At 62.3% G+C, this 24,441-nt stretch carries 25 protein-coding genes and 1 tRNA gene; 22 read left to right on the forward strand and 4 right to left on the reverse strand.

Annotated features, from left to right (window positions below):
- Nucleotides 1–4: 4 nt before the first annotated feature.
- The 14 genes from HWY05_RS06680 to HWY05_RS06745 are packed head-to-tail and all read left to right on the forward strand — an operon-like array spanning nt 5 to nt 10,872.
- Nucleotides 5–352: a hypothetical protein gene (locus tag HWY05_RS06680; RefSeq protein ID WP_176057837.1), complete on the forward strand. Its 348-nt coding sequence runs from the start codon at nt 5–7 to the stop codon at nt 350–352.
- Between the two features lie 54 nt (nt 353–406).
- A complete protein-coding gene (locus HWY05_RS06685; protein ID WP_035562023.1) occupies nt 407–892 on the forward strand; it encodes a hypothetical protein in 486 nt (161 codons plus the stop codon).
- Nucleotides 892–1,203, forward strand: coding sequence for an acyl carrier protein (locus HWY05_RS06690; protein ID WP_176057838.1), 312 nt, complete (start codon nt 892–894; stop codon nt 1,201–1,203). The genes HWY05_RS06685 and HWY05_RS06690 overlap by 1 nt, the downstream gene beginning before the upstream one ends.
- Nucleotides 1,203–2,174, forward strand: coding sequence for a type III secretion inner membrane ring lipoprotein SctJ (sctJ, locus tag HWY05_RS06695; protein WP_244146535.1), 972 nt, complete (start codon nt 1,203–1,205; stop codon nt 2,172–2,174). Before HWY05_RS06690 ends, sctJ begins: the two co-directional genes overlap by 1 nt.
- Nucleotides 2,171–2,833 carry a hypothetical protein gene (locus HWY05_RS06700; protein WP_244146536.1) on the forward strand — a complete coding sequence of 221 codons (663 nt, stop codon included), beginning with the start codon at nt 2,171–2,173 and terminating at the stop codon, nt 2,831–2,833. The genes sctJ and HWY05_RS06700 overlap by 4 nt, the downstream gene beginning before the upstream one ends.
- Nucleotides 2,827–3,642, forward strand: a complete 816-nt coding sequence (locus HWY05_RS06705; protein ID WP_176057839.1) for a FliH/SctL family protein — start codon at nt 2,827–2,829, stop codon at nt 3,640–3,642. The genes HWY05_RS06700 and HWY05_RS06705 overlap by 7 nt, the downstream gene beginning before the upstream one ends.
- Entirely contained in the window at nt 3,639–4,610 is a 972-nt protein-coding gene (locus HWY05_RS06710) for a FliM/FliN family flagellar motor switch protein (protein ID WP_176057840.1), read from the forward strand. The genes HWY05_RS06705 and HWY05_RS06710 overlap by 4 nt, the downstream gene beginning before the upstream one ends.
- Entirely contained in the window at nt 4,607–5,251 is a 645-nt protein-coding gene (gene sctR, locus HWY05_RS06715) for a type III secretion system export apparatus subunit SctR (RefSeq protein ID WP_176057841.1), read from the forward strand. Before HWY05_RS06710 ends, sctR begins: the two co-directional genes overlap by 4 nt.
- A complete protein-coding gene (sctS, locus tag HWY05_RS06720) occupies nt 5,248–5,523 on the forward strand; it encodes a type III secretion system export apparatus subunit SctS (protein WP_035551582.1) in 276 nt (91 codons plus the stop codon). The genes sctR and sctS overlap by 4 nt, the downstream gene beginning before the upstream one ends.
- Nucleotides 5,524–5,534: 11 nt before the next feature.
- Nucleotides 5,535–6,269: a flagellar biosynthetic protein FliR gene (locus tag HWY05_RS06725; protein ID WP_176057842.1), complete on the forward strand. Its 735-nt coding sequence runs from the start codon at nt 5,535–5,537 to the stop codon at nt 6,267–6,269.
- A complete protein-coding gene (locus tag HWY05_RS06730; protein ID WP_176057843.1) occupies nt 6,266–7,006 on the forward strand; it encodes an EscU/YscU/HrcU family type III secretion system export apparatus switch protein in 741 nt (246 codons plus the stop codon). The genes HWY05_RS06725 and HWY05_RS06730 overlap by 4 nt, the downstream gene beginning before the upstream one ends.
- Before the next feature lies 1 nt (nt 7,007).
- Nucleotides 7,008–9,086 carry a flagellar biosynthesis protein FlhA gene (locus tag HWY05_RS06735; protein ID WP_176057844.1) on the forward strand — a complete coding sequence of 693 codons (2,079 nt, stop codon included), beginning with the start codon at nt 7,008–7,010 and terminating at the stop codon, nt 9,084–9,086.
- Nucleotides 9,083–10,444 (forward strand): FliI/YscN family ATPase, encoded by a 1,362-nt coding sequence (locus tag HWY05_RS06740; protein WP_176057845.1) that lies wholly within the window; start codon nt 9,083–9,085, stop codon nt 10,442–10,444. Before HWY05_RS06735 ends, HWY05_RS06740 begins: the two co-directional genes overlap by 4 nt.
- Nucleotides 10,444–10,872: a hypothetical protein gene (locus tag HWY05_RS06745; RefSeq protein WP_244146537.1), complete on the forward strand. Its 429-nt coding sequence runs from the start codon at nt 10,444–10,446 to the stop codon at nt 10,870–10,872. Before HWY05_RS06740 ends, HWY05_RS06745 begins: the two co-directional genes overlap by 1 nt.
- A 150-nt stretch (nt 10,873–11,022) precedes the next feature.
- Here HWY05_RS06745 and HWY05_RS06750 read toward each other — a convergent pair whose 3' ends face one another.
- Entirely contained in the window at nt 11,023–11,904 is an 882-nt protein-coding gene (locus HWY05_RS06750; RefSeq protein ID WP_176057846.1) for a DUF1521 domain-containing protein, read from the reverse strand.
- Between the two features lie 602 nt (nt 11,905–12,506).
- Here HWY05_RS06750 and HWY05_RS06755 point away from each other — a divergent pair.
- From HWY05_RS06755 to HWY05_RS06790, 8 genes are all read left to right on the forward strand, one after another.
- Nucleotides 12,507–12,917, forward strand: coding sequence for a hypothetical protein (locus tag HWY05_RS06755; RefSeq protein WP_176057847.1), 411 nt, complete (start codon nt 12,507–12,509; stop codon nt 12,915–12,917).
- A 307-nt stretch (nt 12,918–13,224) separates the two neighbouring features.
- Complete coding sequence (gene acs, locus HWY05_RS06760; RefSeq protein ID WP_035562008.1) at nt 13,225–15,207, forward strand: acetate--CoA ligase; 1,983 nt, start codon at nt 13,225–13,227, stop codon at nt 15,205–15,207.
- Nucleotides 15,208–15,349: 142 nt separating this feature from the next.
- Nucleotides 15,350–15,766 (forward strand): DUF4212 domain-containing protein, encoded by a 417-nt coding sequence (locus HWY05_RS06765; protein ID WP_176057848.1) that lies wholly within the window; start codon nt 15,350–15,352, stop codon nt 15,764–15,766.
- A gap of 4 nt (nt 15,767–15,770) precedes the next feature.
- Nucleotides 15,771–17,789: a sodium:solute symporter family protein gene (locus tag HWY05_RS06770; RefSeq protein ID WP_176057849.1), complete on the forward strand. Its 2,019-nt coding sequence runs from the start codon at nt 15,771–15,773 to the stop codon at nt 17,787–17,789.
- Nucleotides 17,790–17,849: 60 nt separating this feature from the next.
- Nucleotides 17,850–17,940: transfer RNA gene (locus tag HWY05_RS06775), tRNA-Ser, on the forward strand.
- A gap of 443 nt (nt 17,941–18,383) precedes the next feature.
- Nucleotides 18,384–18,875 (forward strand): hypothetical protein, encoded by a 492-nt coding sequence (locus tag HWY05_RS06780; RefSeq protein WP_176057850.1) that lies wholly within the window; start codon nt 18,384–18,386, stop codon nt 18,873–18,875.
- A complete protein-coding gene (locus HWY05_RS06785) occupies nt 18,868–19,596 on the forward strand; it encodes a hypothetical protein (protein WP_176057851.1) in 729 nt (242 codons plus the stop codon). The genes HWY05_RS06780 and HWY05_RS06785 overlap by 8 nt, the downstream gene beginning before the upstream one ends.
- A gap of 183 nt (nt 19,597–19,779) precedes the next feature.
- Entirely contained in the window at nt 19,780–20,721 is a 942-nt protein-coding gene (locus HWY05_RS06790) for a reverse transcriptase family protein (protein WP_176057852.1), read from the forward strand.
- A gap of 64 nt (nt 20,722–20,785) precedes the next feature.
- Here the strand turns inward: HWY05_RS06790 and HWY05_RS06795 are convergent, their stop codons facing one another.
- The 3 genes from HWY05_RS06795 to HWY05_RS06805 form a co-directional block, all read right to left on the reverse strand.
- On the reverse strand, nt 20,786–21,385 hold the full coding sequence (locus HWY05_RS06795; RefSeq protein ID WP_176057853.1) for a recombinase family protein: 600 nt from the start codon (nt 21,383–21,385) through the stop codon (nt 20,786–20,788).
- 153 nt (nt 21,386–21,538) lie between these two features.
- Complete coding sequence (locus tag HWY05_RS06800) at nt 21,539–22,807, reverse strand: hypothetical protein (RefSeq protein WP_176057854.1); 1,269 nt, start codon at nt 22,805–22,807, stop codon at nt 21,539–21,541.
- A 142-nt stretch (nt 22,808–22,949) separates the two neighbouring features.
- Nucleotides 22,950–24,272, reverse strand: a complete 1,323-nt coding sequence (locus HWY05_RS06805; protein ID WP_176057855.1) for a hypothetical protein — start codon at nt 24,270–24,272, stop codon at nt 22,950–22,952.
- Nucleotides 24,273–24,441 lie beyond the last annotated feature (169 nt).

Here is a 24,441-nt window from a genome sequence, read left to right on the forward strand (position 1 = left end):
AATCGTGAATCTGAACGGAATCAACAATTTTTTGCCCGGCGCCCCCAGTTCCGCGCTTAGCGAGAATCACAGCCTGTCCACCGGCGGGCTGCTCAGTTTGCTCGAGAAGATCCTCGCCAAAGAGAACGACAAAGTGAACGGCACGCTGCAGGAAGCCGAGAACGCCGACGGGCTCCAGCAGGGCATCGGTGCGAACGGCGCCGATGGTGCGCAAGGCAACAACCAGGGGAACGTCGAAATGCTGCGCGCCCAGCAGGCGGTGGGCGAACTCAGCACCTTTAACTCCGCCGCCACGAACATGATGAACAGCGTCAACGATTCGCAGAAGGCCGTGGCGCAGAACACCCGATAACGCTTTTTAACCAGGACGGAGGCGCCTTTTCGGCGTCTTCGGCGATCCATGCCGATGCAGGACGACAGCCTGGAATTGCTGATCTCGATCGGTCACCTTGCCCGCGTCTACCGTCGTTTCGACGACGCGCGCTATCTGTTCGAGCGGCTCGCGCTGCTGTATCCGCAGCGCGCCTTTCCGTACCTCGGGCTCGGGCTCGTCGAGGTCGATCGCGCGAATTATCGCGGTGCGTCGCGGCTATTCGCGAAGGCGCTCGAGGTCGTGCCCGACAACGCGCTCGCGTGGGCGTGGCTCGGCACGTCCCAGGTGCTCGACGGTCATTACGCGCTGGGGGCACGCACGCTGATGAAGGTGGTCGGCAGCGACGAGCCCAGTGCGAATTCGATGGCGGTGGCGTTTCTGAAGCTGCCGGAATGCGCGCCTTTTATTAACGCCAACGCCGATGCCGCGCACTTGCGCGCGTCCGGCGCGGCACGTCCCGCTCACGCCGCAGCCCCTCTTTCAACGATTGAACGATTGACTATTCGAGGCAGGTATTGATGTTGCAACTTCCGATCACAACGCTGCCGGCGCCCGCCGGCGCATCGGTCCCGATGTCGACCGCCGACGCCGGCGCTGGTGGCCCCGGTTCGCTGATGGAGCGTCTGCTGGCGCATGCGCAGAACGCACAGGACATGTCTGTGCAGCAACTGTCGGTGGATCTCGGCCGGCTCGCTTCCGGCCGCGTCTCGACCATCGACCTGTTGCGTCTGCAAGCCGACATGGGCGCGTTCACGGTGCGCGTGCAGATGACGGTGCGGGTGGCCGACCAGATCGGCAGCGCGATCCAGACGCTGTCGCAGCGAAGCTGATGCGCCGCGCCCTGATCGTGCTGCCGTTGCTGCTGCTCCTCGCCGGCTGCAAAACCTCATTGTTCGAAGGCCTGGACGAGGACCAGGCGAACCACATCGTGGCCGCGCTGAGTCACCACGGGATCACCGGCTACAAGGACCGCAACGCGGACAAGACGTGGAACGTCTCGGTCAACGACGGCGACGCGGTGATCGCCACGGAACTGGCGAGCGCGTACGCGCTGCCGCGCGGCGGCCACGCCAATCTCGGCGAGCTGTTCAGCCGCCAGGGACTGATTTCGAGTCCCGAGGAGGACCGCGTGCGCTACGTGTACGGGCTCTCGCAGGAGCTGTCCGAAACGCTCGAAAAGATGGATGGCGTACTGCTCGCGCGCGTACACATCGTGCTGCCGGCGAAGGACCCGATGGATCCCGCGCAGGACGCATTGCCGTCGGCGTCCGTGATGATGCGTTACCGCAGCGATTACAACCTCGACCTGCTGCGCGACCGGATTCGCGCGATCGTGGCGGGCAGTGTCGAAGGACTGACCTCCGCGCGCGTCTCGTTGACGCTGTTGCCCGTTACGCCGGTGCTGACGTTTCCCGGCAATTGCGGGCAAGGCGCCGATGTCGCCAGCGCCGCGGGCGGCGTGACCACGACGGATTGCGTGCATGACGTCGGCGGTGGTCCGGCGCGCGCCACGGCGATGCTGGCTGTGCTGGCGCTGGTCGTGGCGTCGGCGGCCGGTTTCGTGTGGCTGTGGCGCTCGGGACGGCGCACGTGGTTCAAACGCAAGCCGCGCGGTGGTCTGGCCGTCACGCGGGGCGGTGAACTTCAGGGTGGTGCGGGCAAGGGCGCGCGAGAAGCCAACGAAACTCGCGAGGCCGACGACGGGGACGACGGCGCGCAAGACGCCGCTCATGCCACCAACGCCACCAACACCTCAGGTGGCCAATCCCGATCAGCGGCCCGCCATGGAGACGACGCATGACTCTGCAACCTGTTCGGCTCTCCGTTCCGTCATCCGCAGAGCAGGCAAGCGGTCGGCATTCGAGCGCTGCAAACCTGGCGAGTCCGACATCGACCGCTCGATGCGCGCCGGCGTACTGGGCGCATCACAGTTGGCTCGAATCGGCGCGTCCGGTGCGTAACGAGCGTAGCGCGCGTGCCGCCCACGCGTTTCTGTTCGAGCGCTATCCGCAACTGGCCGAAGCGACGCTCGCAGACTGGTCATCCGACTTGCCCGTCTGGCCGCGACCGGCGTGCGCGCGACTGTGCCGCGTCGTCGCCGCGCTCGCGTGTGCGTGTTCGTTGCGGCGCATCGTGGCTGCGCAGGCGCGTACGGCGTTCGCCGTCAGCGTCGCGCCGCGCGTGCTCGACGCGATCCAGCGGCACCCGCGCGCGCTCGCGGCCGATCTGAATGTCGAACCGGCCGCGTCGCTGTTCGATCGTCACGACATGACGGCGCTTGGACTCGCGTTGGTGCAACGGGCCGACGCGGATTTGAGCCACGCGTTCTGGTGGAGTTTGCGGCTGCCGCGCGAGGTCGCGCAGTCCGCGCAGCGCTACGGTGTGCGCGGTTTGTCGGCGGTCGATGCCGCTGATCTGCTGGCCGACGCGAAACGTTTGATGGAGGTACCCCGATGCTGATCTGCCGGATGGGCGCATGGCGCATCGAATCGGATGGACATATGAGTGCGGATGAACTGGCGTCGCTCGAAGGACTGCGCGCCGTCGAAGCGGAGCGCGCGTCCGACGCGGCACGCGAACGCGGCCGTCTCGGCGAGCAGGTGCGCGAGTTGAAACGTCGCGCGTGGCGTCATGGACACGCGGCCGGCAAGCTTGCGGCGTTGCGCGATTACGCCGGACGCGACGCTGCGGCGGCGTTCGTCACGCAACGTCTGGAGGAGCGGCTTGCGCAGATCGTGCTGGGAGTGGTGAACGACATTGTCGGCGCGCTGCCGCCGTCGGCCGCGTTGACGCATCAATTGCGCCGTGCGGTGGCGGTGGCGCAATCGCAGCGGCTCGTTTCAATACGCGTGGCGCCGGCCGTGTTCGAGGAGACGGCGCGGCTGACCTCGACGATTCAGCGCGAACTCGGTGCGCCGCTTTGCACCGTGCTCGCCGATGCGGGATTGCCCGCGCATTCGTGCGTGATCGAGACCGAGGCCGGGGTGATCGATGGTGGGTTGACGGTGCAATTGCGCACGCTCGAGCGCGGTATTCGCGAGGGCGTTGCCGCGGTGTTGCGCCACTATGACCTGAGCGACGGCGCGGGGCGGACGATGGTCGATGCGATCGGGCAGGGCGTGCGGGAGACCGTGGCAATGCTGGCCGCGCCGATAGCGATACGGCCAACGCCCACGCCCACGCCCACGCCCACGCCCACGCCCGAACCCTCCACGCGACCCGCTCCGGCTCACGTCGTTCGCCACGTCGTCACCCGGGAGGCCGCATGACCCTCTGGCCCGACCTCGACACCCTCACGCTGGCCGACGCCGAGCGTCACAACCTCGCGCTGCGGCACTTCGGCTCGCCGCGCATCGTGCGCGCGGGCCGGCGCGCCTTCACGCTCGAATTCGAGCCGTGCCGCGCGCGCTATCCGTTGCGCCTGTCGGGCGTGGCGTCGCAAGCGCCGTTCAGCGCCGCCTGCGACGCCGGCGCGCTGCTGCCCGAACTCGCGGCGGAAGTGCCCGGCACGCTCGGCGCCGCCGCGCTGACGCATGTCGCCGACGCGTTGAGCGACTGGCTCTGCGCGCTCGAAGGTCTGTTCGGTTTCACGATCGATCTCACCGGCGTCGCCTTCGACACCGTTCCCGAAGCGGGCGCCTATGGCCTCGCCGTCACGCAGATGGCGAACGGCCGCACCGCTCACTTCTCGTTCTGCAGTCCCGCGGTCGATGCCTGGCTGCGTCTTCATGTCCCCGCGCCACCGGCCGCCGATGCGCTGCTGCGCCGTCTGTTCGTGCGGCTGCCGATCTGCCTGCCTGGCCCGTCGCTGTCGCTGCCGCGCCTGCGCAAGCTCGCGGTCGGCGACGCGTTGCTGTTCGATCGGGACGCGTGTTTTCTGCGCGTGCCGTTGCGACTCGGCGCGTGCCGGATTCTTTTGAAATTCACTGAGGAGCACACCTTGATAGACCAGGTCCTGAACGATGAAACCCCCGCCGTCGAAGTGACCAGCGAACTGCTGCCCATCGACTCCCTGACCTTCGCGTTCGACGCCGTGCTCGGCACGCTGTCGCTCTCGGTTGCCGAGCTGGCGCATTTGCGTCAGGGCTCGATCGTCGCGTTCCGTCTGCCCGCACGCGAGCGAACCGTGACGCTGTTGTGCCAGGGCATTCCGTTCGCGCGCGGCGAGCTGATCGAGATCGAGGGTTCGCTCGGCGTGCGCGTAACCCGGCTGACCCAGGAGGATCGGCCGGCATGAGCGCTCAATTCGACCAGTTGCAGACCATCGGCATGTTTTTCATGCTGGGTCTGCTGCCGCTGGCGGTCGTAATGACGACCTCGTTCACGAAGTTCAGCATCGTGCTGACATTGCTGCGCTCCGCGCTCGGCGTGCAGCAGGCGCCGAGCAACATGGCGATTTCGGGTATCGCGCTCGCGGCGACGCTGGTCGTGATGTCGCCGACCCTCGCGAAGATCGAGGCCGCGCTGCCGGGCGCGGACAGCGGCGAGTTCCAGTTGCCGCGACCTGCCGAACTTTTCCAGGCGGTGCGCGATCCGCTCGGCGAATTCATGTTCGCGCATTCGCGGCCCGACGAACGCAAGTTTCTGGTGGGCGCCGTGAAGCGTATCGACCCGGCGCGCGACGCCCGCGAGACCGATCTCAGCCTGCTGATTCCGGCGTTCCTGATCGGCGAAATCTCGAGCGGCTTCGAGGCAGGCTTTCTGCTGTATATCGCGTTTCTGGTGGTCGATCTGGTGGTCGCCAATGTGCTCACGGCCATGGGCATGGTGATGCTGTCGCCGAGCACGGTGTCGATCCCGTTGAAGCTGTTCATCTTCGTGTCGGTGTCCGGCATGTCGAAGCTGATGCACGCGTTGATCGTCGGTTACGTCAAATGAACGCGCTCCCGTCTCTCGCCACGTTGTCCAGCGACGCGCTGATGCTGGTGTTCTGGTTGTCGCTGCCCGCGCTCGCGGTGGCGACGATCGTTGGTCTGTTGATCGGCCTGTTGCAGTCGATCACGCAGATTCAGGATCAGAGCCTGCCTTACGGCGCGAAGATCATCTGCGTCGGTGTGGTGCTGATCGTGACCACGCCCTGGGCCAGCCGCGAGATGGCGCGGTTTTTCGCGCATGTGTTTACCTTCATCGCGGCGGGGCGTCTGCATTGAACCCGGACTACATGAGCTATTTCGCGGGTTACGCGTTCTGCACGATCCGGCCCGCCGTCGCGCTGTTCCTGATTCCGTTCGGGCAGAGCGGCTCGCTGGGCGTTCGGGTGCGCGTGCCGATGCTGCTCGCGTTGGCGATGCTGCCGCAACAGGTCGGCTGGCCGGCCGAAGTATGGCCGGCCCTGTGTGTCGAAGCGGCGGCCGGTGCGGTGCTTGGCTTGCTGCTCGGCACGATCTTTCATGCGGCGGCTGCGGCCGGCGCGGTGCTCGATCAGCAGGGCGGCTATGCGAGCGCGGCGATCTACGATCCGCACTTCCAGCAGGAGGCCGCGCTGTTCGAAACGCTGTTCTCGCAGTTCGCCGCGCTGGCGATGTTCACGGGCCCCGGCTTGCCGCTGCTGTTCGGCTTCTTCACCGATGCCTGGGTGCTGTGGCCGCCGGGCCGCTGGCGCATCGATCTGGTCGAGGTGTTGCGGCACGTCGCGCTGCGCGACACGACGGCTTCGCTAGCCGGCTCGTTTGCGGAAGGCTTGCGGCTAGCGAGTCCGCTGCTCGGTCTTGTGCTGTTGATCGACGTCGCGTTCGGCCTGATGACGCGCCACGCCAAACGGCTCAATCCGTTCGCGACCGCGCGCACCGTCAAGGCCATGGTGCTCTCGTTCGCCGCGATGCTCAGCGTGCCCGCGTTGTTCGAGCAGCTGCAGATCGTGTTCACCCATCTGATCCATTTGCGCTCCTTGCCATGAGCGACAAGAGCGAAGCGCCGACGCCCAAACGGCTGCGCCGCGCGCGCGACGACGGCGAGACCGCGAAGAGCATGCACCTGAGCGTCGCGTTCAGCGGTCTGTGCTGGTGGCTGTATCTGTTCATCGAAGCGCCGAATCTGTACGCGCTCGGCACGCGGCTGATCCTGGCGGTGACGACGCTCGACGCAAGCCTCCCGTTCGACGACCGGTTCGCGCGGACACTCGCGCTGTTGACGTCGTTCATGCCGCAGGTGCTGGGCACGCTCGGCGTCGGCGTGCTGGCCGCGGTGGTGCCGGAATTGATCCAGACACGCGGGCTGATCGCCCTGAAGCGCGTGAAGCCCGATCTGAAGCGGCTGAATCCGCTCAACGGTCTCAAGCAGATGTTCAGTCTGCGGCTCGTGTGGGACACGCTGCTCACGCTGTTGCAGTTCACGGTTCTGCTGTTGCTGTTCTGGCAGGCGCTGATCGCGTGGTTGCGGCAGCTCGCGCCGATCTATGGATTCGCGTTGCCGGCGCTACTCGGCTTCACGGCGACCTCGCACTCGCATCTGCTCGCGTGGATGGCCGCGTCGCAGATCGCGCCGGCTCTCGCCGACTATTTCGTCCAGCGGTTCTTGTGGCTGCGCACGATGCGCATGGACAAGAACGAAATCAAACGCGAATACCGCGACGACGAGGGCGACCCCTACGTTAAAAGTCGTCGCCGTGCGCTACACCGGGAGCTTGGTCAATAACATGCCGAACCGTTCCATTCTTAGTCGCTACGATCTGTCGGCGTTCTTCGCGCGGCACGCCGATCTTGCCGTCGCGCTCGGCCTGCTAGCGGTGCTCGCGCTGCTGATCGTGCCGGTGCCTCCGTTCGTGCTCGATCTGTTCATCTGCGTGAGTTTCGCCTCCAGCCTGACGATGCTGAGCACCACGCTGTATGTGTCGAAGGCCGCGGACCTCGCGAGTTTTCCGTCGTTGCTGCTGATCACGACGCTGTTGCGGCTCTCGCTGGCGATCGCGTCGACAAAGATGATTCTGCTGCATGCGCACGCCGGCCAGATCATCGGCGCGTTCGGTGAACTGGTGGTGGGCGGCAACGTGGCGGTCGGCCTCGTGGTGTTCATCGTGCTCGCGGCCATCCAGTTCATCGTGGTTGCGAAGGGCGCGGACCGGGTCGCCGAAGTCGGCGCGCGCTTCACGCTCGACGGCATTCCCGGCCGGCAGATGAGTATCGACGCCGATCTGCGCTCCGGCGTGATCTCGCCCGCGCAGGCGAGCCGGGCGCGCGCGGCGCTCGAACGCGAAACGTATTTCTACGGCTCGCTCGACGGCGCGATGAAATTCGTCAAGGGCGACGCGGTCGCGGGGCTGGTCGTCGCGCTGGTGAATATCGTCGGCGGTCTCGCGATCGGGATCGCGCAGCGCGGCATGTCGTTCGCCGACGCGCTGCATACGTACACGATTCTCACCGTCGGCGATGGCCTGGTGGCGCAGATTCCGTCGCTGATCGTGTCGGTGTCGGCGGGCATTCTGGTGACGCGCGTGGCCTCGGCCGACGGCGCGGACGCGCATCTCGGCGGCGATATCTACCGGCAACTGACGGTGCATCCGAAGGCGATCGGCATGGCGGGCGCCGCCTGTTGCGCGTTGGCCGCGATTCCGGGTTTCCCGCATCTGCAGTTTCTGCTGGCCGGCGGGCTGCTGGTGGTGCTGGCGATCACGCTGATGCGCAACGCCGCAGCCGCGACGAACTCGCAACGCGCGCTGATGCCCGGTATGACCCGCGACGGCGGCAACTACGTGCCGCGGATTCTCGACGACGTCGAACTGGGCACGAGCGCGACCTTGCGGTTGCGGCTTGGCCTGAAAGCGTTCGACGCGTTGCGGCCCGAAGCGCTGAACCGGCAACTCGGGCAGTTGCGGCGGCACCTGATGGTCGAACTGGGCGTGCCGTTTCCGGGTCTCGCGCTGCTGCGCGACGCGCGGCTCGCGCCGGAGCGCTACATCGTCGATGTCGAGGATGTGCCGTTCGCGAGCGGCACGCTGATCGCCGCGCATACGCTGTTGAGCGGCGACGGCAGCCACATCACGTTCGAAGGCACCGAAGGCTACCGGCCGCGTAGCGAGAAATCGGTGTGGGTGCCGAGCGCGCAGGCGACCTCGATCGACGATCCGGCGATTCGCAAAGCCAGCGTCGACGAAGCGCTGTGCGAGCACCTCGCCGAAGTGTGCGAGCGTTCGGCGGCCGATTTTCTCGGCACCCAGGAAACGCGCTTTCTGCTCGATCAACTCGGGATCGAATTCCGCGAGCTGGTGGCGCAGGCGGGCCAGGCCGCGAGTACGGTGCAGCTGGCCGGCGTGCTGCGGCAACTGCTGCAGCAGCGCGTGCCGATTCGCAATCTGCGGGCGATTCTCGAAGCGGTGGTGCGGGTGCCGGCGGGTGAACGCACGCTCGACCGGATGGTGCGCGAGGCGCGCATCCAGTTGGGGCGGCAGATTTCGCGCAACTTCGCCGACCTCGAATCGTGGACGATTTCGGCGGCGGTGCTGGAGCCGGGCTGGGAGGCCAGTCTCGAAGCGCAGATTCGCAGCGGGGCCGACGGCGAGCCGCTATGCGTGCTGTCCGCTGAAGAGATGGAGCGCGCGCAGCAGGTGCTGGGCGCGGACCTGTCGGGCATCGGATTGATCGTGACGAATGCGGTGCTGCGGCCGCATCTCGCGCGGTTATTGCGGGACTTTGGCTGGCGCACCGACGTGCTCGCGGTCGAAGAGATTCCATTCGACATCTATCGGATTCAGACCATCGCGACGCTGGGCGCCCCATGACGGAGCGCGCGATCAAGTCGTCGGGACAGAGCTGGCCCACGTTTGCGTCCGCGCCCGAGTTGCGCGGACGGGTGGTCGAAGCACGCGGCGTGATTGCACGGGTGGTGGGCGTGTCGTTGCGGATCGGCGAGAAGGTGAGATTGGTGCGACCCGATACGCTCGAGGCGCAGTACGGCGAAGTCGTCGGCTTCGCGCATGACGGCGCACTGGTGATGCCGCTGGCCGGACTCGCCGGGCTGTCGGATATCACCGAGGTGCAGGGTTGCGGCGCGTGGAGCAGCGTCGACGCGGCGGGTTTGCTCGGGCGCGTGGTGGACGGGCTCGGCAATCCGCTCGACGGAGGACCGTTGCCGCCACAACGGGACATTGCGCGAGGTTCGGCGGGTTCAGCGGGTTATATTGGTTCAGCCGGCGGCGAGATCACACTCAATCCGCTGGAGCGGCCGGTTATCACGACGCCGTTCGCCACTGGCGTGCGCGCGATCGACGGCCTGCTGACCTGTGGCGTCGGCCAGCGCACGGGCATCTTCGCGCCGGCCGGCGGCGGCAAGAGCACGATCATGGGGATGATCGCGAACGGTGCATCGACCGATGCGATCGTGGTTGCGCTGATCGGCGAGCGCGGCCGCGAGGTGGGCGAATTCATTCACGATCATCTCGATCACCGGCGCGCGTCGACCGTCGTGATCGCGGCGACGTCCGACCGTCCCGCGGCGGAGCGAATCAAGGCGGCGGAACTCGCGTCGCAGGTCGCCGTGGGATTGCGCGCGAGCGGGCGCAACGTGTTGCTGCTCTTCGATTCGCTGACACGCTACGCGCGCGCGTTGCGCGAACTGGGTCTCGCGGTCGGCGAGCCGCCGCTGCGCGGCGGCTTTCCGCCGAGCGTGTTCGCGCGCTTGCCGAAACTGATCGAAACCGCCGGCGTGACCGCGCAAGGCAGCATCACCGGTTTCTACACGGTGCTCGCCGATGAGGCCGATCTGTCGGACCCGGTCGCGGAAGAAGCGCGCTCGCTGCTGGACGGGCATATCCAGTTGTCGTCGAAACTGGGTGCGTCCGGCCACTATCCGGCGATCGATATCTTGCGCAGCCGCAGCCGGTTGATGAGCCGCGTCGCGGACAGGACGCAACTCGCCGACGCAAACGCAGTGCGCGATTGGCTCGCGCGTTATGAAGAGGTCGAGATGCTATTGCAGATCGGCGAATACGAGCGGGGACATGATGCGGAAACGGACCTTGCCATCGAGCGGCGCCCTGCGATCCAGCAGTTTTTGCGTCAACCGTACGACCGGAGCAGTGAATGGGACGAGACGCGCGCGCTGCTGCATGCGTTGCGCGCTGGTGGGAGGGCGGTGTGATGCGCGATGCGGCACGGGAAGCTGCGTTCTGGCGGCTACTGGTCAAAGTGCGCGGTTTGCGCGTACGGCGCACGCTGCGCGCGCTGGCCGACGCGCGGCGGCATGAACGGCACGCGGCGGATGCGCTCGCCGCGCGGTTCGCCGCGCTGGACCAGCACGCGGAGCAACGGCAACGGGTGCTGATGCTTTGTCGGCGTGACGCGCGCGTTGGCGCGCAATGGCATGCGACGCTGCGCGCGCACGACGCGCGCATGCCCGCCTTGCAGCGGCAATTGAGCGCCGCGCGCGACACGCATGCGGCGGCGCGCGCTGTAGCGGCGCACGCGTTGAGCGCGTGGCAGGTGGAGCGAGTCCGGCATGACGATGCGAAGGAGCGTGTGCGGGTGGCGACCGCGCGCCTCGTGGCCGGTGACGGAGAAAGCACTTAGCTTCAGGGATTGCCGGCAAAGCAGGCGTTCCGCCGGCAGTCTTTAGATCACTGCAAAATCGCCGGACGCCGCGAACACATAGAGGATGTGTTCGCGGCGTCCTTCGAGGACAACGCGCTGCGCTGTCGTCCCCCGTTTCGTGCGCTTGGCTTAGGCGGCTTTCTTGAAGTCGTCCGCGGTGGGTTGCTTGCCGGTGGCCGGGTCGATGAAGCCGCTGCCGTTGCGGGCGGCCACGATGGTGTAGCCGTCCGGCGTGGCGGCGTCGAGCGCGCGGCCGTTGTTGCTCTTCTGCACGCTGAGGGCCGCCGAGTCCTGCTGGCTCAGACCGGAGACCTGATACGCCTGATTGCCCTTGGTGATCGTGACCTGATCCGCGTACGAGACCGACGGGTTGTTCCCGGCCGCCTGGGTGCCCACGCTGATTTTGGTGTTGTCCGGCAGCATGAACGTCATCGGGCCGTTGAACATCGCCGACGTTTTGTTCGCGCCGTTGGCGTGTTGTTCGATATGCGGGTCACCGTAGATGTTCGTCGTATCGCCGGTCTGTTTGTTCGTCAGAAGCATCGACGAATTGGTTTTGCTGAAGTCGAGTTTGTAGTCGCCCAGATCGATACTGGTCTTGTTGTTGGCGACCGGCGTATTGCTCCATTGCGTCTGATCGGTTCGGCCGCGCTCGTTGCAGCCGCAGTACCGACCTTGCGACGTGCCGTTGCCGCCGCGCGAGTAGTCGCCGTAGCCGCTCTGACTGGTATTGCGGCCCCAGCTTGCCTGCATCGGTTGGGCAGCCGGCCCGCGATTGATCGTGGTGCCTTGCGCGAAGAACGTGCTGCTCTGACCATTCACCGTGTTCTGACCGACGACCGAGAAGGTGCTCTTCGAAAAGCCGCTCGCCATGTTCGACAACGGCGAGGACGCGTTGCGGCCGTTATTGAATGCCGGGGTTCGCGAGAGTGACGACGCGCCGCCGAACTGCGTGCTCAGTTGAGTCAGGTTTGGGAAGAAAGAAGACTGATTTTGCAACGTTGCTTGCATGTCGTGATTCCTGAAATTAAAAGAAACCAGGCTTGAGCCTGGCGAGCCGGGTCCGCGTCGCCGGATAGATTGGATCGGCGCCGCTTGATCAATAGTAGAGAGATGGAAACGCGATTCGGCGTACTTATATATAGCCGTCACGCTATATTTGAAGGCGACTGTTGCGTCTCGCCGGTCGTGACGATTCGTGCGGTCGTGCATCCAAATAGATAGGACCTGCTGACGGCGTCGCGGCGTTTCAATGGACCTGCATTTCTCCGATTTCTCTTTCATTCAGGGATAGCGAAATGAAGCTCCAGTCAGTCAGTAGTCAAGCGGTCGACCGCGAACCGGCGGTGGCCAGTCGAAGCGATGCACCGAGCGTTCGACCTGGGTCGGCGCCTGCGGTGTTCGATACGTCGGTGGCGTCGTCGGCGGCGTTTCAGTGCAGCGTCGGGGCAGCCGAACGGGGCAACAGGCCGCTTCATGGTGACGGCCTGCCGGGTGGAGCGCTGCGGTCTCCGCAACCCGGTACGTCGACTGACGGTGAAACGCAGCCGGTCCGTGGCCGGCCTGAGCCATCGTCGCCTGTGGCGAAGCGTCGGCGTGTCGACGAGCCACCCGTGGAAACTTCAAGCGCGCTGGTATCCGCCATCATTAACCAGGCCGAAGCCGGGTTGCCGGCCCATCAGATAGCGAACGATTTGCGCCTGTCGGAAGATACCGTTTTACATGTTGAGCTTTTACATTTGCAAAGCTCGCTGCTGGTCGTGGATGAACAGATCCGGATCGAGCGTGCCAACTTGCCGCCGAGTCCCGCTATGACGCCACCCGTGTCGCCGGAAGTTGTGCAAGCCGTGATCCGGGAATTGCGGGGCGGCGTCGACCGGCCGGATATCGCGCGCCACTTGCATCTGCAGGAGCAGGAGATCCTGGCCATCCACGGTCAGCTTCTCGACGATGAGTTCGCGCAACTCGATATGGACGCCTTCAAGGCAATGACCGGATCGTCGAGCGGCGAGTCGCCCGGGTAGGCGTTTAGTGTGAGCGCTTGCCGAGGCACGGGTTAACACTGATCCCGACGCAGAAGCGCGCCGACGTCTCCGGGCTAACCCTGGTGCCGATCGCGCGCACCCGCTCCACATAAGCATTGCCCCGTGCTGCCGATGACATTGCCGGAGCGCATCAGCTAACATAACAATCCCAGTATCTCTTGCACGATGCGCTGCGACGGCCTGATGTAAGTGACAGGTAAGTTGCGGCATTTATCCTGGCAGCATGCCGTTGACCGCTCGCGCGCCGGCACAGGTTTCAGGTTTGATTTTCACCAAGGGGTTGTCGATGTCTGCGATTGAATCGGTTCTTCAGGAACGCCGCGTTTTCCCGCCCTCCGCTGAAGCAGCGGCCGGCGCCGCGATCTCCGGCATGGATGCGTACCGGGCGCTCGCCGCCGAAGCGGAACGCGATTACGAAGGTTTCTGGGGGCGCCTCGCCCGCGAGACGCTTAGCTGGCATACGCCCTTCACCAAGGTGCTCGACGAATCGAACGCGCCGTTCTACACGTGGTTCGAAGACGGCCAGCTGAACGCGTCGTACAACAGCCTCGACCGTCATGTCGAAGCCGGCAACGGCGGGCGCGTCGCGATCGTTTTCGAAGCCGACGACGGCACCGTCACCAATGTGACGTATCAGGATCTGCTGCAACGCGTGTCGCGCTTCGCGAATGCGTTGAAGAAACGCGGCGTGAAGAAGGGCGACCGCGTGGTGATCTATATGCCCATGTCGATCGAAGGCATCGTCGCGATGCAGGCTTGCGCGCGGATCGGCGCTACGCATTCGGTGGTGTTCGGCGGCTTCTCGTCGAAGTCGCTCAACGAGCGCCTCGTGGACGTGGGCGCGGTCGCGCTCGTTACCTCCGACGAACAGATGCGCGGCGGCAAAGCGCTGCCGTTGAAGAATATCGCCGACGAAGCACTCGCCATGGGCGGCTGCGAAGCGGTGAAGAGCGTGATCGTTTATCAGCGCACCGGCGGCAAGGTCGCGTGGCACGAAGGCCGCGATTTGTGGATGCACGAACTCGCGCAAGCCGAATCGGATCAATGCCCGCCGGAGTGGGTCGGCGCCGAGCATCCGCTGTTCATTCTCTATACGTCCGGTTCGACCGGCAAGCCGAAGGGCGTGCAGCACAGCACCGGCGGCTATCTGCTGTGGACCGCGCAAACGCTGAAGTGGACCTTCGACTGGAAGCCCAGCGACGTGTTCTGGTGTACCGCCGACATCGGCTGGATTACCGGCCATAGCTACATTACGTATGGTCCGTTGACGCTCGGCGGCACCCAGGTCGTGTTCGAAGGCGTGCCTACCTATCCGAACGCCGGCCGCTTCTGGGACATGATCGCGAAGCACAAGGTCACGCTGTTCTACACGGCGCCCACGGCAATCCGCTCGTTGATCAAGTCGGCCGAGGCCGACCAGAAGGTGCATCCGAAGAGCTACGACCTGTCGTCGCTGCGCATTATCGGCACGGTCGGCGAGCCGATCAATCCCGAAGCGTGGGTGTGGTATCACGAGAACGTCGGCGGCGGCCGTTGCCCGATCGTCGACACGTGGTGGCAAACCGAAACCGGCGGCCACATGATCACGCCGCTGCCGGGCGCCACGCCGCTGGTGCCGGGTTCGTGCACGCTGCCGTTGCCGGGCATCATGGCCGCGGTCGTCGACGAAACCGGGCAGGACGTGCCGAACGGGCAGGGCGGGATTCTGGTGGTGAAGCGTCCTTGGCCTTCCATGTTGCGTAATGTGTGGGGCGATCCGGACCGCTACAAGAAGAGCTATTTCCCCGAAGAACTCGGCGGCCGGCTGTATCTCGCCGGCGACGGCGCGGTGCGCGACAAGGACACCGGCTACTTCACGATCATGGGTCGGATCGACGACGTGCTGAACGTGTCGGGTCACCGGCTCGGCACGATGGAAATCGAGTCGGCGCTGGTGTCGAATCCGCTCGTCGCGGAAGCCGCAGTGGTGGGCCGGCCCGACTCGACGACCGGCGAGGCCGTGTGCGCATTCGTCGTGCTCAAGCGTGCGCGTCCGGAAGGCGAAGAGGCCGTGAAGCTCGCCAACGAATTGCGCGCGTGGGTGGCCAAGGAGATCGGTCCGATCGCGAAGCCGAAGGACATCCGCTTCGGCGAGAACCTGCCGAAGACGCGCTCGGGCAAGATCATGCGTCGCCTGCTGCGTTCGCTCGCGAAGGGCGAGGAGATCACCCAGGACGTGTCGACGCTGGAGAACCCGGCGATTCTCGACCAGCTCGGCGAATCGCTGTGATGGGTTAGGGTTCGGGTCAGGCGTGCATCCCAGGATGCGCGCCTGACCGGATGACGCGATCTCTCACTCGAATCAGGCCGTAAAAAGCCACCGCGCGGACAATCCCGATTGCCTGCCCGGTGGCTTTTTGATACATAGGCGCATGGCCGCGCCGCATCACTCCTCTCACGCTACGTTGAATCCTCCACCCGAACCGCCTGCGGTGTCGGTGGCGATGGCGCGCGCGCATCGCAAGTACTGGCGCTTCAACGTCGCGCTGATCGCTACGTTGATGACGTTGGGCTTTCTCGTGTCGTTCGTGTTGCCGTTGATGGCGCCGGCGTTGGAGCATGTACGGATGGGCGGATTCAGGCTGCCGTTCTACTTCGGCGCGCAGGGCGCGATTCTGATCTATATGGCGTTGATCGTCGTGTATATCGTGCTGATGCAGCGCGCCGACCGCCGCTTGCTGCGCGCGTTCGAGGCGGATGCTGGCGTTGATGCAAATGCTGTTTCCGGCGCTGATCCTGGCGTTGACGCCAGCGCCGAGTCCAGCACCCCCGTGCCGCGCGGACGTTGAGCCCATGAAGCTCACGAATCGCCTGATCCGTTCATACGCGTTCTATACGCTCGGCTTCCTTCTGTTCATCTACGTGATGTGGCGCATTGAGCGCACCACCGGCCCCGGCGTGTGGATCGGCTATGTGTTCCTGTTCGTGCCGATCGCGGTGTATGCGGTGATCGGCCTGCTGTCGCGCACCTCCGATCTGGTCGAATACTACGTGGCGGGGCGGCGCGTGCCGTCCGTGTTCAACGGCATGGCGACGGCCGCCGACTGGTTGTCGGCGGCGTCGTTCATCGGCCTCGCGGGGTCGATCTATGCGACCGGCTACGACGGGCTCGCGTATCTGATGGGCTGGACCGGCGGCTATTGCCTCGTCGCGTTTCTGCTCGCGCCGTACGTGCGCAAACTGGCGCGCTACACGATTCCCGATTTTCTCGGCACGCGTTTTTCGAGCAACGCAGTGCGCGGGCTCGCGGCGTTGGCGGCGATTCTCTGTTCGTTCGTTTATCTGGTCGCGCAGATTCAGGGCGTCGGTCTGATCGCGACGCGCTTTATCGGCGTCGATTTTGCGGTGGGCATTTTCTGCGGGCTCGCGGGCATTCTGGTGTGCTCGTTTCTGGGCGGCATGCGCGCGGTCACGTGGACCCAGGTCGCGCAGTACATCATCCTGATCGCGGCGATCCTGATACCGGTGTCGATGATCGCGCACAAGGACGGCCTCGGCTGGCTGCCGCAATTCAGCTATGGGCGGTTGATGGCGCGCGTGGAAGGTCTCGAGAAACAGGTGCGCGACGCGCCGCTCGAACAGACCGTGCGCGACGACTATCGACGCCAGGCCGCCCGGATGCAGGTGCGGCTCGATACGCTGCCGCAATCGTTTATCGACGAGAAGTCGCGTCTCACGCAGGAGGTGGCCGATTTGCGGCGCCATAACGGTCCATTGCGCGAGATCAAGGAACGCGAGAAAGCGCTCGACCAGTTTCCCCGCGATGCGGCCGCCGCGCAGATCGTCTGGAGCCAGCGCCGCGATGAAATGCTGATGCGTGCCGCCGCGCCGGTGCCGATGCACGAGCCGTTTCCCGCAGCCAACGATGAGGAACGGCGCATTCATGAGCGCAATTTCCTGTCGCTGCTGCTGTGCCTTTCGCTGGGGACGGCGAGCCTGCCGCATATTCTGACGCGCTATAACACGACGACGTCGGTTGCGTCCGCGCGACGCTCGGTCGGCTGGACGCTGTTTTTCGTCGCGCTGTTTTATCTGACGGTGCCGGTGCTGGCCGTGCTGATCAAGTATGAGATATTGACCCACCTGGTGGGCCATCACTTCGCCGATCTGCCGCAATGGTTCACGCAATGGAATAGGGTGGAACCACGTCTGATCAGTCTGAACGATACGAACCTCGACGGCGTCGTGCGATGGAGCGAGATTCAGATGCAGCCGGACATGGTCGTGCTCGCCGCGCCCGAGATTGCGGGGTTGCCGTATGTGATGTCGGGATTGATTGCGGCGGGCGCGTTGGCCGCGGCGCTCTCGACCGCCGATGGTTTGCTGCTCACCATTGCGAATGCGTTGTCGCACGACGTGTATTACCACATGGTCGATCCGACGGCGTCGAGTCAGCGGCGTGTGACGGTCTCGAAGATTCTGCTGCTGGGGGTGGCGCTGTTCGCGTCGTATGTGGCGTCGTTGAATACCGGGAATATTCTGTTTCTGGTGGGGGCGGCGTTTTCGCTGGCGGCGTCGAGTCTGTTTCCGGTGCTGGTGCTGGGGGTGTTCTGGAAGCGCACCACGCGACTCGGCGCGGTGGCGGGGATGCTGGCGGGGCTGCTCGTGTGCATCTATTACATCGTCTCGACCTATCCGTTCTTCACGCAGATGACGGGCTTCGCCGGCGCGAGGTGGTTCGGGATCGAGCCGATCAGCTCGGGCGTGTTCGGCGTGCCGGCGGGGTTTCTGGTGGCGATCGGCGTGAGTCTCGTGGACCGGAAACCGGACGCCTATACGCGGGCGCTGGTGGACTACATCCGGCATCCTTAGCGCGGTTTGCAGAGGGGTGTGGCGCAAGGCCCGAAGTTTGCTATAATTCGGCTCCCCGCCGGAGAGATGGATGAGCGGTTTAAGTCGCACGCCTGGAAAGCGTGTATAGGTTAATAACCTATCCGGGGTTCGAATCCCCGTCTCTCCGCCAGAAATGGTGGAAAAACCCCGTAAAATCAATGATTTGCGGGGTTTTTTGTTTTTCGACTGGCAAGGCGACTATCAAATGTCTGGCGGTTATGCAGCGGATTGTATCGGCATCGATGAGCGGACGCGTAATCACGCAATTGGGTACTGCATCAGTCCAAGCTCGACTTGATAGCGATGCGTCAAACTACTTGACGGACTCCGGCACTTCAGATACGCAACCAAAGCGCTAGATGTAGTAGCGAATGCGGATGCCTACCGGTCGCGCCAAACTACCGCCCGCGTCTCGCCCTCATTTTGGTTTATTCGTATAAAGTTACGTATGATCGGCGTGTGACGCGCTTGCGAGCCTCGACCAAAGCATTGCTGAAACTGTTCGCCAGTGTGCAATGCTCGCAGGCGCTCGCGCGAGGGTATCGATGTTAAAGAAAAACGTAGGCCTTCATCGTGCAAATTGTTGCCCAATATCTGCAGCTCGAAGCGCAAAATCGAAGCGACGTTTTGGAGCGTGATCTCTTTGGCCGATCAGCATTTAACCGATACTACTATGCATCGTTTCTGGAGGTCAAAAAAGGCCTCGGCAGTCTTAAGACAGAATGGGCAACGATGGCTCACGCGGGTGTTCCGGAAGTGTTGAGAGGAACGGTCCAACGGGAACTCAAGCAAGGTATGCGGAAGGCACAAAAACTGTCAGACGGTGAAGTTGTCAGCTTGTGTGAACGAGCTAAATCGGCTGTTTTGGACTTGGCTGACCTGATGGAGCGTGGCTACGCTATTCGAGTCGCGGCCGACTATCATCCTGAGATATCTGTGGATTTTTCAGGCGGCTCAAACTTTACACTCAACACGGTCGCTGTGCGAGATGCTCGGTCGTGGCCTTCTCGCGCGGAGCTTTTCATGGGTGTAATTGTCTCTGCTTGGAAACAAGTGCATGCTTGATGCAATCCAAATTTCGCGCCTGCTTGAAGAGTTGCAGATTCGCACAGCGGGCGAGATCATTCAACCGAGTGCGCCCGGGGAAAGCTATTTCGTGTTTATTCCCGTAACGCGGGATTCCGATAATCGACAATTGCCCACAAACCGACGGCTTCAGGAGGCTAAGGCTGTACTACTTGATGCGGGCGCGACTGTGGAGTTCTTGTTGACCGATGAACAAACACATGACATCGAAGCAGGACTACGCGCAACGTTGCTTCACTCGTTTGCGGATGACGTACGCAACGTATTTCTGTCGCTAGGCGCTGACAGCGCTCGTGTATGGATCGAACCCAAAAGGGCGCTCGAAGGTCTCGTAGTAGCCGAGATGCGCGCGAAAGCGCAAGTCTACCTCGACGAACTGGATTGTCGGCTCGAATCACTTGATACGACCACGGGAGAAAACCTACCTAGCGTTCTTGCGTGCTTACGAGCCATCCGTCACAGTGCCCCGGTCACTACAACTGAGCTTAGAGACGAATTGATTCGACGGGGGTTCTCGATTCCCTCGCCGGGCTGGCTTGTTCGCCGTCTCGACGCGATGAGGCGAAGCGGAAAGATCGTCTGGGTCAATCACGGCAAATACGCTCTCTCGCTACAGACGTTGCAGGAACTCGGAACTGTCAAAGGGCGTTCTAGTCCAGACATCTCAAGGCTGCTTGCGTTGGCGCGCAACCGCCAGTAGACTTCGCGCTGCGGGAGCTTCGGCGCGGGTATGCATCATACCCACTCGCCAAGATCATGGACAGAAGGATTCCGACGAAATGGCCGGTGATCCTTCGAATCCCCGACCATTTCGTCGGCTCTAAACGAAAGAAAACTTTGCTAAATGAGGCTCCCGCAACCCCTCCTTGAGTCGCAGTATTTCTTGTATACGAGTTTGGGCGAATTAAGCCGTGCGCTCGGTGACGCCGCTCGGCCTGAAGAATTGGCGGAAATCGAGAGGCTGGTGCTCCTCGATCTGCCTCCCGTAAGCTCACGTATTCAGTTGGCGACCATTTTTGGCGTGAATCCAGGACTTATTTGGTCGTTCGAAAATCGGACTCGAAAGCACTATCGATCTTTTTTTATTCCAAAAGGCCAGACTACGCGTCGGATTGACGCGCCAAAGGTCGCACTTAAAGTTATACAGAAGTGGCTGTCGGTTCATCTCTCCCATGGTTTCAAGCCTGCAGATCATGTGTATGGTTTCGTTAGTGCTAGGTCGCACATACAAGCCGCCACACTGCACGTAGATGCGCAATGGGTGTTTTCCGTCGACATCCAAGATTTCTTTCCTACAACGCCGATCCAATTAGTTTCGGACTCGCTCGAAGCTATTGGCTTTGGTCGAGACGGAGCAATGTTGGTCGCTCGTCTCTCATGTCTCGCTGGCTTTCTTGCGCAAGGTGCGCCGACTAGTCCAGTCCTTTCGAATATTTGTTTCCGCCTTATCGATGAAGCACTGATAGCAATCGCGGCTCGTTACAGTATTCGGCTGACGCGTTATGCTGACGACATAGTTTTTTCGGGAACGGAAGAATATCCAGCGCAACTTGAGACTGATGTTAGGGCGCTATTCTCCGTTGGACCGTGGACTTTGGCCGAGCATAAGGTACGGGTCAACAAATTGCCGGAACGCCTGAAGGTCCATGGTTTGTTAGTGCATGGACCAAAAATACGATTGACAAAGGGTTATCGAAATAAGTTGCGAGCATATCGTCATCTTATGACGCACGAAAAGGTCGCCGAGGCTGACATCGCCAAAATAAAAGGCCATCTCAATTACGCGGCGTCTGTAGACAAATTCCGCGACGCGTCGGAAGACTAGGAATCGGTACACAAGTAAGCGCAATGTTGGAAATGGCTTGGCCGGATGCCCTTCGCATAGTCAATTAGAGGCGGCGTTCTTCAGCGCATGCCCGCTTGACAGTCGCTGTCCCTATTCCGAACTCATCGGCAGTGGCGCGAATGCTCGCGCCGTGCTCTTCTCGCCATGCCGTTATCGCGGAATAGTCATGTGACCGCACGCGTCCCTTGTATTTCCCTTCTGCTTTTGCGATCGCTACGCCGCGACGTTGCATCTCTGCTCGATTGCGGTAGTCCGCTTCGCCCTGCGCCGCCATGAATGCCAGCACGGCATCTCGGGTCGCTTTCTCGATGGGGTCTTTGGCTTTCCCGTCAAAAGCCATCCCGTTGAGTGTGCATTCGACGCGAACGCCGAGGTCCATTAAGCGGCGCATTGTTCGGTGCAGTTCGTCATAGCGGCGGCTAATGCGATCAAGCCAGCGCACGATGAGAACTCCGCCGTGTCGTAGATCGTGTTCGGCTCTGCGCCACTGTTCCCGCGCGTCAGGAGCAATGTGATAGCCGCTAACGCCCTCATCAATGAAAACGTCCTTCTCCTGCACGCCGTGGGCTCTGGCATCCTCGTACTGGCTCGCAGAGGACTGGCCGTCCGTGGTCGAAATCCTGCCGTAATAGAGCTTGCGCATGGTTTTTGGTGGATCGTTTGAATTGATGGCTCAATTATGCCATGTGGCTCAAATACGGTTAATCCTGTTGAGCTAGCCCCATTGACCCTGCTGCTTGGGTCGTTACGGCATACCCATATGAACCAATCCTCGATCCGGGTAGCAAGCGAAGTATTACCACTGACGGGATAAACACGCGCCGTCGTAAATTTTCTCGAAAAATGGAGTCAGCGCAACCTTGGCGTCACCACCGGTTAAGAAATCACCCTCTGCGCAAACCTCGTTTGCGAGAAACGTACCCCTCGGATGAAAATGGCTGCTGGCCCCGGGTTGCGCGGGAACTGCAAGTTGCCGGTCCTTGATCCCGTCGATACCCGCGCTCCAGTGGAGTTCTCCTGTCACTCCCAGGCGAGTGAGAACGTTGGCATAGTGTGATAGTGCGTTAGCAAAGATATTCTCAACATACGGGACTACCTTGGTCCGCGGTCCAGATGGCGAGTCGAGATACGCAACATCGATACTCCAGATTTCACCGCTATAGAAAAGTGATGTGACAGAGGGCGCAATGCCTCCCGGTGTCCCAACAAATATTCCGCGGCTATCTGTGCCGTTAAAGTAACTGAATCCGCCGTAGCCACCTATTAATAAACCAAGGTGTTCGCTTGATACTGTTATTGCTCCATGAAGATCGGATCGGGTCCACGTCTTGTTCTGGTCATACTTCGGCATAACTCTTAGCCACATCGCCGAGCCTTGTCCAAGAACTACCGGGCTATTGTGACCGAGGCCTGGAAAGAACTCGGCAACCCCGATGGCGGCCCTTTCCGGGAAAAGCCGTCCTCTGATACCGCTTTCGGGTCGAGACGCGAAAAGCTTTGGCAAGTCGTCTGCAGGCAAGGCCGAGCGATAGCTTGCGCTGCGGAGTACGGCTAGAATTGCATCGCCCAGCACCTTGGACAAGCTTCCCCGTACCGACTGCCGGTCACTTTCGCTTGCTGTTTCCGGGCAATTGAATGTTATTGGGTGCCGGTGATGACGAAGGTCAAATGGTAGGTTCTCGTTGTTCGGCTCGCCGTATGCGATGTTCATTACGGGGATAATTCGGCTATGGCCCAGCGTCTTCAGAGCGTAGCCATACTCAATCAAGACATTCGGATTCGGCGTTGGGCGGCCGTCCGCCCGTGTACCTACAAAGGTAAAGTCCGGAACAAAAACAGCGGCACGTTCTATCTTCGAGAAAATCGTCTCGACGATCGGCGGAAATCCAGGCGTGTCCTTGGTGTCGCGGTCGAGCATGACATTGGAGTCATCGCGATCCGGCTCTTCAACCGACACGGGCTCGTTAATAGCCTTGATTGCCTGCTCGAGCGAACGTTCAAGCAAATTCCTGCCAACCTTTGTGCTTCGGTCAGCCTGCCACGAGAAAAAGATGCGAGTTTCCATGTTCTGCCGGGCCTTCGATCAGTTGAGTTCGGGGTTGTCCAACGTATCCAGAAAAAACCAGTTCTTCATATCGATTCGCCTGCGAACTACCGGTCAGTAGCTATGTTCGCCAAGCCCTAACCGAACGGACATCATGACTGCATCAATCGGCTTGCGAAACCGCTTCATAGCGGCGCTTGCGGCGCGTCTTCTCGCGCGTAATCTGCGCCATGAAACTGCATTGGGCGCACCAGTTGCCAGACGTTATGTTTCTAGGCTGCGCCCACCATCGATGACCGCGCGCGCACTCCCATTCCAGCCTTGTCTGGTTATCAACGTAGGTATCGGACAGACACCGCCCGCCACGCTCTTCCGCGACCGCATGCATTGTTTCGATGCCGCGCCGCTGCCGGTCCTCGGTGCGACAGGTCGGGCACCAGCTTCCTTTAAGAATCTCTGAGCCCCACGCCATCCATTCATGCCCTCGCTCGCACTGAAACGGATAGCGGGTCTTTATACGTTGATAACCTGACGCCAGACATTTGCCACCCCAACGTTCGGCGGCTTGCTGAAGCTCCGCCAAACCATCCGGTCGGCGCAACCGGTCTACGAAGCATTGCGGGCACCATGCCTTGCGCATCACCTCCATGCCGCACGTTTCCCATTCATGCCCCTGAGCGCATCGGAACCGGTATTGCGCCATCTTTCCGTTGTACGTCGTGGAGAGACATTCCCCGCCGCGCTCGCGGGCACGCTCCTGTATCGGGAGAAGCCCACCTTCGGCCCACAGCTGGCGCTCGGCCCTTCTCATGTTTGAGCACGCTGGACACCAACGGCCCCCCAACGTGATATCTGCTGTCGTCTGAAACTCATGTCCAATTGCACAAACGAACCGGTATCGGCCATTCAACCCAAGATACGACCGGGTCAGGCACTCACCGCCCGACTGAGTGGCAATATCGCGCATCCGCTTCATGACACCTTCGACCCGGCAATGTTCGCACGCGATGCGGGCAACGCGTAGCAATTGCTGGCCGCCGCGCTCCCATTCGTGCCCCTGTGCGCACCGCAATCGATACCGGGCGTTCTGTCCGCGCCAATCCGTGTCAAGCAAAGCCGTTCCGGCATCGACAAACTTGCGGCGAATCAAGTCCAACTGTTCGTCGCGGGAACGTTGGGCTGACAGAACGGACGATTTCCGTTTTTGATAGCGGAGTAACAGCAGAACGGCCTGGTAAGCGGTTGAAACGTGGCCTTCCTGTGCAAGCGCGGCCTGCGTATAAGTCAATCCGCCAATCAACACAGATCGCGCCATTGCCGCGCTGCGATCAGATATCGGCCTGCCCAGTTTGCCGGGCCGTCTTGCCGCAGTGACCAGCATCTCGAATTCTTCGCGCGTCAGGCTTGGCAGGTGGGCAGACCGGCGTGGCATGCTGTTTTCTCTTCTGAAATTGATCGGATTATGCGTTATGGGATAATTCGTCACCTTTCTTCGCGACAGGGCCGCCGGCTTTGAAAGGATTCGTTAAGGTTTCGTTGAAGCGTATAAACATGCTTCCGGAATTCTTAATAAAAATGTCGTGTTTTATCTGTGCAGTAGAGTCGGCCAGTGTGTTTCAATTTACAAATTCTGACACGACCTCGATATGGCGTTC

Origin of the sequence: Paraburkholderia sp. BCC1876, from assembly GCF_902833695.1 — a bacterium.
In the GTDB taxonomy this organism is placed as follows: Bacteria; Pseudomonadota; Gammaproteobacteria; order Burkholderiales; family Burkholderiaceae; genus Paraburkholderia.